The organism is Paenibacillus vandeheii (genome assembly GCF_030433635.1).
In the GTDB taxonomy this organism is placed as follows: domain Bacteria; phylum Bacillota; class Bacilli; order Paenibacillales; family Paenibacillaceae; genus Paenibacillus; species Paenibacillus vandeheii.
Genome location: NZ_JAROCD010000005.1, coordinates 416,177 through 430,245 on the forward strand (window position 1 = coordinate 416,177; position 14,069 = coordinate 430,245).

Consider the following 14,069-nt stretch of genomic DNA (forward strand, 5'->3'; position numbering starts at 1 on the left):
TATGAGGGTGGTGAGACTATGAACAACAAAATCCAAACTGACGTGATTTTAGAGTTGCAGAAATCCATAGATAATATGGCTCGATATGGACAGGAGATGGAAACTCTCGATTCTAGTTTTGGTAGATTGGAGCAGCGGATTGACGCAATGCGTTCGTCCCTGTCCGGTTTGCAATCGCAGGTATCACGTGGGGCTGGAAGCAATCTCCGTCAGTCGTTGACAAATGAACTCAACAATCTCATCGCAGGGAATGGGGTTGTTCTTGAGCAGTTAGGTTCGGCTGGACTCACGGTTAAGCTTGAGACTCTTCAAGATATCTTGGGCAAAATTGAAAATGAAATCAACGAAGAGTTGCGGACGTACGTTCGTGACATGCACATTGAAATCGACCCTAACTACGCCGGCGGGCAACAGCTTCCTATCAGTAAAGATGACTTTAACGAGATTAATAAAGAAGTAGCCAAGGTCATCAAACTGCAAATTCATAACCTTGTCAGTGCTATCCAGAAGCAAAAATCCAACCTGATGAAATCGGAAACTCTTGACAGTTTACAGATTACGATTGGCAAGGAAACGGTCATGGCTTTCGTCAATAAAATCAAACAAAAGATTTTGAGTATGCTTCAGAACCCTGACGTAGCCGATATCAGTGACATGAAAATTTCCAAAGCAGATTTGAACAAGGTAATCAAGGAAGCTAAGGAAAAATTGTTGAAGGCACTCGATGTTGAAGTTCCTGACATGAGCGGAATGGAAGTTGCGAACAAGGTAAAGAAAATCCCTAACGAACTTGAACAAAGCCTGAATGAATACGTTAACAAAACCGTTGCAGGCATTAACACTGCAATGGCGGGCAAGATGCAGATTCCATTAGGCGACCTAAGCAAGAAGGTCAAGAAGATTCTTGCTCAGGAACTTGATACTACGGTGGACAAGCTGGAAGCGCTCGGCACGGTCGATTTAGGCTCTATTCGTGGCGCTGGATTGAAGGCTCAACTTGAACGAGTGGCAAAGGCTCTTGACAAGAAAATGAGCAACAATGTTCAGGAAGAGATTGACCAATTAATAAAGGCGATACACGATGTGGAAATCACCCCTGAACCTAAGCTGAAGCATCACCTCGTGAATCAGATTAACCGCATCAACAATGCGTTGATTAACAAAATCCGTGAGCAGGTAAACGTTCAGGTGCAGTCTATCATCCAAGAGATTAATAAGGTTCAATCCGGACCAAGTGGACTTAACAGTGATACTCAGATTCGGAATGCAGGAAAACTTGGCCTTTCTACTTCTCGTTCTGGTTCGTCTTCTTCTGACAGTCACAGCGGCGGTGGAGGAACTGCATCTAAAGGAAGCAGTAGCAGTGAAAAGGATAGTGGGTTGGGAGCGGTTAACGCCGAAGCTGTACAAGGGGCAATCATTAACATCATACGTCAAAGAATTTCGGGAGCCTTCGATAATGCTCTAATGATGGCGATGTCTAAAGCAGTTGAGGCGTTTAAGAATATTCAGCCTGAACAGATTAAAATGATGCGGAACTTGAAGTTGAAGGACGAATACAACCAAGACAAAGACGGCAACCCTCTTGGAACGACGAACATGGCTGGCGTGGAGAGTGCTGTTAGTGATCTGCAAAACTTTATCAGACAGCAATCTATGTTTTACGGTACAGATTACAAACAGCTTTATCAAGTAGGGGGCATCGCTTCTGGTTTGCTTGATGATCCTATAGAAATGAAGGAGTTTGTCCGCGTAACTGCTCAGTTGCATACACTAGCCCCTGGAAGTAGTCCTGTCAATATCGCCAATGGTCTTGAGTCAGCGAAGGCTCAGTTTGGACTTGAGGTGGCTGACTTGGAGGATAGAATCGCACAACCTTTGGCGGTTGTATCCGACGTGACAAAAGCAAGTATTGAGCAACTTATTGATGCACTGAAAAGTTCAAGTTCCAAAGTTGACCCTGAAACGTCAATCGTTATGGCGGGTACAACCCTCCAAGCAAAATCACTTGAAGGGGCGAATGTCAGTAACTTCTACAAATCCATTCTGAACAGATTACAGTCTCCTAGTGCACTGAACAAGAAGGATAAATCACAGGTTGATCCATACTACGGCGACGACAGTGCAGAAGTAGCCAACAGACTTCAATCTCCTGAAGCCATGAAGAAATTGCAGGAACTTGGTCTAGCGAAAGTAGATGACACAGGAGCGAAGATTCTTGTTCCAGCGGAGGAACTGTTTAAGTCCATTGCCCAGAAGTTGTCCGGTGCAGACAGCCCTACCGTCCGCAATACCAACGATGCTTTGTTTGGTACGTACCAATCCTCCAAAGGTGCGGCTACGATGCACGAAATCATGAACACGTTCGTTAAAGTCATGGAAGTTAGCGGAAACTTTGACAAATCTAAATATGAGAAGATGGTTAAGTCGTCTGTAGACAACCCACTCGTCAACACTAAACGGGCAGGGCAAAGCATATCCATTGCCTTTGATGCTCTTGTTCAGGAGATGACCCCTACCATCAATAAAGTGTCCTACGCACTTATGAACATGGCAGAAAACGTGACAAAGAATGCCCAATTGTTCGTCAAGTTAGGAGACGTGCTAACTAACGTATTGATTGGGATGATGCTGCTTAAGGGAGTTAAGTGGGGCGCTGGGAAGATTGGTGCAAACTTCGAGAGGGAGTCTGCACGTACTTCATTTCTGGAGAACGTATCGGGCATGAATGTTGATAATTCTATCAAGAACATGACGCGTAAAGAGGTCGGGGAGATGCAGAAAGACCCATTACTTGGTGGTTATTTACGTGATTTGAACGGATTGACGGAAAAGCAACGCAAGCACTATGAGAACTACCTGGATTCTAATAAGGTAGAGGTTAAAGACTTGCCGACTCTATTTAGCACGATGGACGAAGCTAAAAATTGGAATCCGGGCAAGGAGTTGACGGATGATGAAAAATTCGACCGGACGAAGCAGTACAACAGCCGCCTAAGTACCCGAACTGAATTGGCTTCCGTCATTACCCCTACCCTCCTGACCACCCTGAACAGCAGCACCGCCAGTCGGGGAGTGTTTGATACACAAAGAGCAAGCGATACCAATTACTCTGAACTGTCCAATAGGATGTCCCAAATGTCTCAAGGAGAATTCCAGGGCTTTGAAAACCACTTGGTGGACAGGCAGCGGAACGGATTACCTCCGATTGACGATATCCAAAAGCTGAATAATGCGATGGATGATTACGAGAAGACCCAGCGGGAAGCCGCTGCTTCTGCTCGACAATCCTCCCCTGCCTTCGGAGATTTGTCCAATGCTGTACGAGGCATGAACTCTGGAATGTCTTCTACGGCATCCCTCAAGAATGGGTTCAAACAGTTCTTGAAGGATATTCCAGACTTAAGCAAGGGGGCTCTGGTTTCTGTTAAAAACTTGGCGGGAGGTTTCGCTAAGATGGCTATGGAGATTGCTGGGGCAATCGGTCTCGCTCAAGCGGCTAAAGGATTGACAGAGTCCTACCTGTCAACAGATGACGAAAGGTTACTTGCTCAGGCTGACGACCGTGACAACGACCTGAAAGGCATGTCTAACAAGATTAATGCGCAGGCTGAAGGCGAAGCCTCTTGGGCTTTGGCTCGGAATACCGCGACAGGGCTTTACTACTCCGCAATGAACGGGATATCTTCCGCATTCGGTGGAACTCCATCCAACTTCGGTTACTTTGAAGGCGACGACATGATGGGCGAGATGATGGATTATTTCAAATTCTCGGGAAGTCAGGTGGATTTTTCAAAATGGCTCAAACAACGGGAAGCCAGCGGCGGACAGACAGTAGAGGAAGCCGTTGCTGAGTTTAACACCAAGTCCGGACGTTCTGCGGAAACAGAAAAGATCCGTCAGAAAGCCATTACCAAGCAGTACGAAGCATCAAAGCTTGAAGAGGCAGAGCAGAAGAGACTCGAAGAGATTGCGAAGAAGAATTATGAGGAGAAGTACAAGAAAGGTGCGGTCAACTCCCCTTCCATCGACTCTGACTCTGTTCTAAGCCGTGTCTCTGACCGTATCAATGAGATTAAGGACACTAGCCAAATTGACACGCTTCGTGCCCTCATGAGTGGAATGAAGACTGACTCTGACGAGTACATTGCACTGCGTAAGAAGCAGACTGAATCCATGCGTCAGGTATTGAATGAAGAACTGGATATCATTGACAAGTATATCGCCAACGCCAAGACGGTCATGGACAGCGCTGACCCTGAGTCGCAAGAGTACAAAGATGCCAAAACTGCTTACGATAACCTTACTTCGACAAGAGATAAAGTGGCATCCGAAGGGGAAGTTGAAATTCTTCGGGAAGAGTGGAACACAAAACAAGATTCGTATCAAAGTCAGGTTCGTAAGGTTAACAACAGTTTGTCTCGCATTGACCTTATTGCTCAAGCAAAGGAACTGGCGGCGGCGTACAACATGGACACTCAGTCTCAAGAATACTTGGACACCATGAAGAAGATTACACTGACTAAGCTATCTCAGATGAAAAATGAGTTGGCGAATCTTCAAGCAATCCAAGCCATCGGAGACCTATCCGAAGACCAAGCAACGCAGGTTTTACAGCTTCAGAATGAAATCGCCAATGAGCAAGCCCTTATTAAGGAGTACAATCTTGCTTCCATCGGAATTGGCAGGGCTAAGATTCAGGACAACAGTTCTGAACGTGAGAATGAGTTGCTGGAACTCAAGTTACGGACTGGAAACCCTGACGACTCCTCGCCTATTCTTCGTAACAAGCGGATTGCCAATGCCAAGGAAGAGGTATCTGAAATCAACCAAGTCATTGCCGATCTGAAAGCTAAACTTCCTTCGGCTGGAGCGGACGAAACAACTAAGATTAACGCTGAAATTCGAGACTTGCAAAAGCAATCTTTACAGGCTCAGTTGGGCATCTTGGATGAAATGAAATCCACAGCGGGAACGTTCAACATGCCTAATGGAGTAAATGCTATGAGCCGCTACGAGTACCTTACCCGTGGCAACACTCACAACACGACAACCATCGGTACAGGGGATGTCACCGTCAACATCACGCTTCCTAACATCACCAACGGCATGACAAACCGCCAGTTGCAACAAGTCGGACAATCCATTGGACAAGGCTTGTCTGTAGGGCGGGTAGGAAACCTTCGTAGCCAACAGGCTATGAATCCTAGCAACTATAGAAGTTAGCGAAATAACTCCCCGTCTTATAATGAGATGGGGAGTTAATTTATAAGGAGGTACGACCATGACACAACAAAATAACCTCTTGTCAGAGGATTCGGTATATAAGAAGAAACTGTTTTACGACAACGGAGTCCAGTTTAATCAGGTCAAAGCAAAGCTGATTACGGAGTACAAACCGCCGGCGCCTTACCTGAAGACCCATGTCAACCAGACCTTGGCATCTTCTGCGGGACTTGTGCAGAACGGAACGTCTCATTATAACGCTACCCTAACCATGCTGTTTTATTCTAAGAAGGAATATGCCGACTGGCTTCAGTTCATCGGCTCTCAACATAAGTATTACGACGAGAAGGGTACAGTTTACATCGGCATCGTGACCGGAGAACCCGATATTAAGACCGCTGAGATGGAAACGAAGTACATCGTAACCATCGGCATGTCTCTTGTCCGCAAGCAAGATTTTGAATACAAGTACATGACAGAGTTCATTGATATCGAAGATCATTGGGCAAACAAGTATATCGACAATATGCAACAGCTTGGACTTATCGCAACGAACTGGGAAGCAGACGGGGAGTCTGTTGTTTACTTCCGTCCGGACGAAGCGGCTACAAGAGCAGAATCCATTACGTTCCTTATGCGGACGTACCGACACGTAGACAAGTTGCTGAGGGGGTACTAAGAAATGAAAAGATGGATTGACGTAGATCCGCTGGATTGGTATTACCGTGACACACTTGAGATTACTCGTATGAGAACGGATTTGACAGGTGACGTAGAAGTCTTAAGCGGCATGACGTACAACGTGTTCAAAGAAGGGTACGAGAGAATGGTTAAGCGCTTCGTGACCGTAAGCGGACAGCAAGAGTTTCTTGTACCTGATTACAAATACCACATGAGTAATCCGGTGTTCGTTATCGTGAACGGGGTAGAGGTTCTTCCTGAGAAGGTAGAGAACGGAAAAGTCACAATGACCAACCCACTGTCGGCGGGTATCGAAGTCGTGGTCATTGCTTATGGCATCCCTGACCGGAAAGATATCGGGTGTGTCAATACCCCATACAATGGAGTAGGCGACTACCGGATGCCACACGCAACCCTGAAGTACGCTTCTACATACTACTTCAGCTACAGCAACCAACCGGAGTCTTGTACAGTCCTTGGGGTTAAGCTGAAGAGACTTTTCGTTACTGTTGGCGCAGGAAGTGATGCAGGCGTGGTCATCCGGAACGCTATCGGATTTCAGCGTGACGTGTTTGTAATTCATAAAGGTGAAGTTTACCTACCATACATGTACAATGGCTTCCCTGCTGTCATAGGGTATAACGCCGTAATTAATGGGGTGAATAGACGTACAAGTGAAACGGTCGTCGTGGAATCAGGGCGGGTGACATACAACGACCGATTTTTCGGAGACGTTCGTATTCGTCGCGGAGACTTCTTCGCACTAATGAGCCGTATTTACGAGAACCTGCATAATCGGTACACCGACCGTGCGTTCACATACAATGATACGCCGCTGAGACCGATTGTGGATAAGGATGTTATCCTTTCCAAATGGTACTCGAACGATGTACTGACCCTGTTAGATGAAAAATTCCATGACGGGTGTTATGTTTTCCCACTTTATGAAGATGGCAAGTTTGAACCGGAAGCATGTATTACAAGAGCGGAAGCGGTAACCTTCCTCAATAGATTTATCGAGTGGATTACGGAGAAATATAGATAAGGTAGGTGGCTTAAGTGGCTTATGTATCTAACGTTAATTACCCTTCAAGGCAATTGCTACAAGGAATTATGGAGCGTGTGAACGCGCTAGGGAACGAGCCGAAGGTAATCGTAGAGTTGGACAAAACATCATACGTGCGGGGCTTCCGTAGAAAATACGATGCAGTCCAGTACGTGGTAGACAGTGCAGTGAATGATATGCTATCCATCGACAAAGCGGAGAAGATTACGAATTACGTTGACGGTACGCTGGTTGATACCAGCACCGACCTGAGAAACGCAGACTTCTCAATGCCAATAAAAGCTAGTTCAACGATGCATGGGAAGGAGAATGGGGAGCGTACCATCAACGGGATGTATATCACCGACTGGTTCGAGACAGACCCTCGCTGTTCCCGGAAGAAGCATAAAGGGATTGACCTTGACCTTGCGATGAACGACCCTGTATACGCTGTGTGGACAGGTACAGTAGCCATCGCCAGCACCTTGAGAGGGTACGGTAAAGTCGTCTACGTCAATCACGGAAACGGATGGCAGACAAGGTATGCCCACTTAAACAAAATCAGTGTCAGTGTGGGTGATAAGGTTAACGCAGGTGGTCTTGTAGGTCTTGGAGGTAATACCGGACACTCCATCTCCAGTGGTGGCGGTGACGGAACACACTTGCACTTTGAAGTACGATTTAACGACGTAGCACAGAATCCTGAACCGTACCTTCGGGGCAAGAAAACTATTCAGACAGCAAGCAAGAAAATTGACCCAAGGAACATTCAGGATGCTTCTGTTCTAATGGACGCTTCAGGGGTAATGGCAGACTCGACCTCCTACGTGGAATACAACATGGAAGCAACGGCATATGTAGCAGACTGCCCCGGCTGTATTGGAATCACACGGGGCGGTACAGACGTTCGTACATGGAAGAGCTGGAAGATTATTGCGGTAGATCCCTCTGTCATCCCTTTGAAGAGCAAAGTGGAACTGATTGTCAATGGAACGAGTTGGGGAGAGTATCTTGCAGATGATACGGGCGGGGATATCAAAGGCAACCGAATTGACATTCTCTATGATACGAAGGCGAATGCCCTCAAGTTTGGAAGGCAGCCCGTTGTTGTAAGAGTCAAGTCTTGGGGCGATGGTAAACCAAGAACGGCAGACTCGACTGGAGATGCCAGCATCGATAAGGAAATCGTCACGTACCAATACAACAGGACAACCACTAAACAAACCTACTTTAAGGATTTTACGACCAAGAAGACTACGCTTGATGTCAAGAAGTACACAGAGACAAACGGTGCAGTGCAAATGACCGTTGTTGATGACAAGACTTCGATGAACGTTCTCGGATTTAACGGAACGGGCGGGGCAGGGCAGGCAAAGACGCTGGTTTTCGAGCACGATTGGTTTAAGGCAGGAAACCTTGGCTGGGCATACTTCTCTGACCTTGAACTGGATGACACAATTATTGTCACAGTTAATGATTACGAAGTAGTTCGTATCAACGGGGTTAGCGCTAAAAACGGAGTGGCATACCCACCTTCCATCCCGATGCCCAAAGGACATAACGTGGTGAAATTCACTTTCGCCAATTCCTCGAAAGCATCGAGAGGAAAGTTCGGTATCTTGTGGCTCAGAGCGAAAGAGTTCGATGTAGAGACCATTGAGTCGAAGGCGATGTGGGACTTTGAAGATGAAATGAACAGTGCCAACAAATGGACTCCGTACAGCACAGTTGTACAGAAGGACAAGGGAGATTATCAAGCAATCTCAACCAGCGGAGGCGAAGCAGGTATCGAGCGGTTAGGTAAAATCAAGAAGTTTCCGTTTACGATTAACTTTAGCCTGAAGACAGCCGCCGGTACCAGCGGCAAGTTAGTTATTAGTAATGGAACGAAGGGGTTTCTTCTGAACATCAAGGATGACCAAATTTATACATCTGGTGGCGGCACGTATAAGCTAAACACGACTTCTGATTTTATCGAGTACACTGTAGTCTGCCATGACCAAACGGATATCGATGTATATGTGAAGATAAATGATGTCTGGGTTAACACCGGAATCCGTGGGGCGGCATTCGACTATCCGTACCAAAGCAGAATTCTGTTTGCAGTGACGGATGGAACGATGTATCTCGACAGTGTGAAGTACGCTGCCAACGACTATGCCATCGAGCAACTAGCTACTGCCATCGGTGACACGTATGACGAGAAGTGGTATGAAGTTGGGGACTTCGTTTATGAAGACATGTACACCATTGAGAAAGATGTAATGAGTTGGGAAATCAACACCCACCTTGATACGACTATCAGCACCGCACGGCTAACGCTGGACAACTCTTCGGGTATTTATTCTCCATCTTGGGAGCGTAGACCAGAGTTCCCTGACTCATTTAAGACGGACAAGTCTCCGTTGAGCTATTACGAAGAAGGAGAACTGCGATATGTTATTAGCGAGTACACTCCAATCAGGATTTATGCGGGATACGGGGAAGAAGTTGTCCGTGTATTCACTGGAATGATTAAAGGCGAAATTACGGAGAACTCTGACGAGAAGACCGTCTCGTTTAGCTGTGTGGACAGGTACGACATGCTTGAGGAATTTATCTTCTACAAGCCTATGCATTACCCGCCGGAAGAAGCTTATGCAGGAGATGGCGGGGCATTCTCCTGGATTAAATCAAGCATTGTAGAAGACATTGTTGTCCATGCAGGAATGAGCGCTTGGAAGTTTCATTCGGAGGATATGAGCAACCCTGACTACGTGATTGAGGACACAGTTTACATCGACGTGAACAAAGGGAAGAACACCTTCATGAAATTTAATAAGGAGAGCGGGGAACTTGAGGCCGTGACTCAGGAGAATATTATGGAAGTGGGCGGCTGGCAGAATCCGTTCGTGGCAAGTGTATCCTTCCCAATAGGTACGAACGCTTCAGATGCCGTACAGTCCCTTATTCAAGATATTCCTTACCGTGCCTACTGCGACAGGTATGGGACGTTTCGAATGGAGAAGATGGACTTCCTCGATTCACCAGACTGGGCTATGGTAGCGGGCATGAAGTGGGAGTTTATTGATGGAGAGAATCTACTGGAAGTTACTTCTTCTACGGATTACTCGCGTGTCAGAAATCACTTGATGATTTCCGGTACAGCGGGTATCGTGGAACACTTCTTCGACAAGTCTCTGATTATCGCAACCAAGGGTAATATCCGCACGGCGGGCGCTCAGTTGGACTGGATTGAAGAGATCGATGGAAACTCCTTGAGAGACTTGAAGGAGGACGTAGCCAATAAGATTTTCTTTGATTACAAACGTCAGGCAAGGACGAAGAACGTAGTCGTCAAAGGTAATCCGTTAATCGAACTGCTTGACTCTGTTTACGTATACGATTCCAATACGTTCACTGCCAATTACTTCCTGGTTAAGGGGAACAGAATCGTCGGTAACAGCGATGGCATCGTCAATTACCTCGAGTTGACGTGGCAGTCTTTATCAGAATTAGGATAACCACATAGGCAGGGAGCACTTACGCTTACGGCGCTAATTGTTCCCTGCTTTTTCTTATAATGCTATTGAAGGTGAGGTGTATACTTTGGACACTAGGAACTTTGTAAACTCGAATGAAATCTATCCCATACTCGATTTAATTCGTAGGGAGATGAAGAAATCCGGTCTTTACACTGGCGGCGATGAATTAACTGTCATGGATGCACTTGTAGAACCGAATGTAATTAACGTGGAAGCCCGCAGAGAATTGGCAGGTTATTCTGCTCTCGTAACTTCTGTGGTATACACATACGATAACGGTGTAATCGAAATTCTGACCCTTGAGAGGGATGCCAATTTAATTGTGGAAGGCTTCCTGATAGAGATTACATATCCTGCCTTGGTCAATGAGGAATTAGAAGAGGAAACAGATATCGCATCTTTCAGCACAGTTAGAGGGACTATTATTAGAGAGAACGGATTATTTAAGAATCTGGAACTCGAATATATTAAGGCGGTGTAGTGAATGTCTAGCGGAGCAAATTTTGCGAGTTATCTGGTAGGCGGTAGACTCGACCCTCCTTTTATGCCTACCAAAACGAACCCGTACATTGAAGGGATTATGATAGAGTCCCCAATGGCGGGCAAGGTCGAACACAAGTTGACCATTCAAGAGGATTGTGAGTTGCTTTCCGTTGCAGTCGGCGTATCCAACTATGAAGCAAGAGACTATTGGAACTTGTACGTAGGGGAACGGCTGGTATGTAAGAACATTTACACGAAGGATTTACCGGAGGGGATGTACCTGACGGCGATTATCCCATGTAAGCAGGGAACACAACTTCACTTTGAGTTCTTTAATGAGGGCGGCAAGCCTAAGGTAGTATGGGCAAACTACCAAACGCTCAAATAGAAAGGAGGTGATTAAATGGCAGATACGTCATACCAGCCAACGCCTTGGCTCGACACGACCATAAATGAAGAGTTTTTGCTAGAAGGGCTTGCTGGTATCATGACAACCAACGGCTGGTCAAAGGTAGCTGAGTTTACTAAGGTAACCTACTCCAACAAGCTGACCAAGCCAACAATCAAGCGTTTCTACCTTCCGATGGCTAACCCTGAAATAGACTTGCCTAAGGTACTGAACGATGATTACTACATCTTCCTTGATGGAGAGATTGCTCCAACATCCTATTACACAGCGGTCAAGAACACTGACGAAACCATCACGATTACCTTTGAAGCAGGGGTATCCGGTCAGGTAGCAATTTACTACAGCACGGTCGGGTCAGCAGACACCTTCGACTTCTATGTGACCAAGCACATCGTCGTCAAAAATATATCGGGAAACCTGTTTGGCATGGCAATGCTGGCTCACATTAATGAGCAGATTGGACGGACGGACTGTAAAGTACCATTCGCAATCTATGACAAAAATGCCGATTACGGTACTCAGTTAACACCGCAGGACAGCGGCGTATTCTCTTGGGCGATTCAGAAGGCTAACGAAGATGCCCTCTTTGAGCGGCATACGCTTTACTTCTACCAGCTTGAGAAGTGGATTGGAAACGGGAAGATGTTGGTTGGGTGGGAGAACGTCAATGAATTGAAACGGGTGGCTTTGGATGTTGAAGTGCAGACAAGCATGTGGGGGCTGGACGATAATACAAACGCTCTTCAGTCACGAATTACTGATTCCTTCCCTCAGATGTACCAGTCGCCAATAGTCACGTCCCATACAAGAATCCCTCAGCTTGAGCACACAGAGAAGATTGCCTTCGTTGACGTAAAATTTACGAACTGGTGGGACGACAGTAAGGTGTTCGTCAAAGGGTTCGTGGACGGTAAGTCGCTCATGCTGATTATAGTTGCGGACACTGCTCCCGTTTGGGATGACAACGCCGTACCTGCGATTCCTCTCTACATGGGAGACTTCGACGTTAACGGCTTGACAGAAGAGGTTATTAATCGGGATATCACGTTCGACTTCTACCGGAAGCAGACGAAGACTTCCACAATTATCTCAGGCAAGCCAATGGTTAATGCGGGGTCATATGTAAAAGTATGGCTAATGGGTGACACGGACGGCGACATGCCTGACGAAGCTGTCACGCTGACCATCGCAGGACAGGAGATTGGGAAGTTCAATACCATCGGGGCGGTAGAGCCGACAAGTAACAGGAACGATGCTCAGTTGATGGGGCAATTCGATATCACGGGAATCGAGGGCATGTCCTCTGTGACCATTGAAGCAGTGAGTGGAGATGGAGTGAGTGGCTACACTCCGGTATCCGGTCGGATGTTTCTTGAGATTCATATCGAGACCAATCGAAACGCTGAAGGCACACCTTCTGCCTTATTCTCAGGGACGGCATACAACAAGGACGGGGCTACTGTAGAAGACGCTCTCAAGCAGTCTGGTAAATTCAATTATGACGATGCAAGCATCAAGCAAGAGGTTTTGCTTCCTGTTATGAAGGAGTATCCGCACTTCCCAAGTAACGGTATTGACTCCATTATGGTCAAGCGAAATAAGTTCGGTGCAAGGTATCAGGCGCATTACCTGTCTTGGAATGTTCCTTCTAATTCTATGCCACCGCTAAGGGAAAATGCTGACAACCGTAAGCACCCAAGGGCTTGGAAAGATTACATGAACGAGCAATACAAGTACCAGTTCAGTCCGTCAAGGTACAGCGGGAAAGCCCATTCATCCCGTGCACTTCTGGTTCATCCTGAAGATGGTACGTTCGGAACACTGCGAAACGTTATTTTAACCTCTCCCTTAACTATAATGAATGGTGACGAGTTAAAGGCTGTGAGAGATTACTGTGACGACGAGAATAGGTATGAGGTTTACTCTTACTACTTGGTCGAAGGAATTTCGCCACTGACAAAGAGGCCTGCAACGCCATACAGACCTGCCGCTCTCGGCATTCTGAAGGCGGGGTACACTCTTCCTGAGATTCCTCCTGCACCGCCTGAATCTCCAGCTCTGATTCTGTCAATCGACCCTGGTTATTCAAGCATAGAAGAGGACACGTCAATCAAGTTCACATCGCTGTACAGTAAGCACTCCCCTATTACGAATTACAGGTGGGAAGTGACGAGTGACGTGAAAAAGGGCTTGTATACAGTCGATAATGCAACGTTTACGTTCAGCAATGTCGGCACGTATTCGGTCAAGCTTACGGTGTGGAATGAAATAGGTCAGCAGGCAACGGCTACGGCAACCATAACGGTAACTGCCAAGTACGTGCCCCCACCACCTCCACCACCCCCACCGGCTAATACATTGCAGTGCGGTAAGCTGAACGATTCTGGCGGCGGTGCTTATACGGAGAAACTGCATGAGATGGGCAATTCATCTGGACGAGTCGTTATCACCTACAACATGTATGGGGTAGCTGACCGTATGGATGTTTACTATCAGAACCAGTTGCTTGCCAGCACCAACATGGAAGTATCTAACGGAGGTTCACTCCAATTCCAATACAGTCCTGTTGGCGGCGTAACACAAATAAAGGTGGTCATGTCCTCCAGTTCGGGGTCAAGTTCGTCGTGGGAATACCTGGTAAACTGTCCTGTGTAACAGCAGGACTTGCTATATAAAGCTAATAAGTAAAGGGGTGCTATTT

General features: G+C 46.6%; 7 protein-coding genes. All 7 read left to right on the forward strand.

Features of this window, described 5'->3' with window-relative positions; genetic code table 11:
• The first annotated feature begins 18 nt into the window (after positions 1 to 18).
• The 7 genes from P5G61_RS12325 to P5G61_RS12355 all read left to right on the forward strand — a co-directional run bounded on the left by P5G61_RS12325 (position 19) and on the right by P5G61_RS12355 (position 14,023).
• Positions 19 to 5,226, forward strand: a complete 5,208-nt coding sequence (locus P5G61_RS12325; RefSeq protein WP_301246692.1) for a hypothetical protein — start codon at positions 19 to 21, stop codon at positions 5,224 to 5,226.
• A gap of 58 nt (positions 5,227 to 5,284) precedes the next feature.
• On the forward strand, positions 5,285 to 5,905 hold the full coding sequence (locus tag P5G61_RS12330) for an S-layer homology domain-containing protein (protein ID WP_024630454.1): 621 nt from the start codon (positions 5,285 to 5,287) through the stop codon (positions 5,903 to 5,905).
• Between the two features lie 3 nt (positions 5,906 to 5,908).
• Entirely contained in the window at positions 5,909 to 6,952 is a 1,044-nt protein-coding gene (locus P5G61_RS12335; RefSeq protein WP_024630453.1) for an S-layer homology domain-containing protein, read from the forward strand.
• A 14-nt stretch (positions 6,953 to 6,966) separates the two neighbouring features.
• The gene (locus P5G61_RS12340) at positions 6,967 to 10,455 is read left to right on the forward strand and encodes a peptidoglycan DD-metalloendopeptidase family protein (RefSeq protein ID WP_301246695.1); all 3,489 of its coding nucleotides are present in this window, start codon (positions 6,967 to 6,969) and stop codon (positions 10,453 to 10,455) included.
• A gap of 76 nt (positions 10,456 to 10,531) precedes the next feature.
• Positions 10,532 to 10,957, forward strand: coding sequence for a hypothetical protein (locus P5G61_RS12345; RefSeq protein ID WP_236642083.1), 426 nt, complete (start codon positions 10,532 to 10,534; stop codon positions 10,955 to 10,957).
• Positions 10,958 to 10,960: 3 nt separating this feature from the next.
• A complete protein-coding gene (locus tag P5G61_RS12350) occupies positions 10,961 to 11,347 on the forward strand; it encodes a hypothetical protein (protein WP_024630450.1) in 387 nt (128 codons plus the stop codon).
• Between the two features lie 15 nt (positions 11,348 to 11,362).
• Positions 11,363 to 14,023: a PKD domain-containing protein gene (locus tag P5G61_RS12355; RefSeq protein WP_301246697.1), complete on the forward strand. Its 2,661-nt coding sequence runs from the start codon at positions 11,363 to 11,365 to the stop codon at positions 14,021 to 14,023.
• Positions 14,024 to 14,069: the final 46 nt, after the last annotated feature.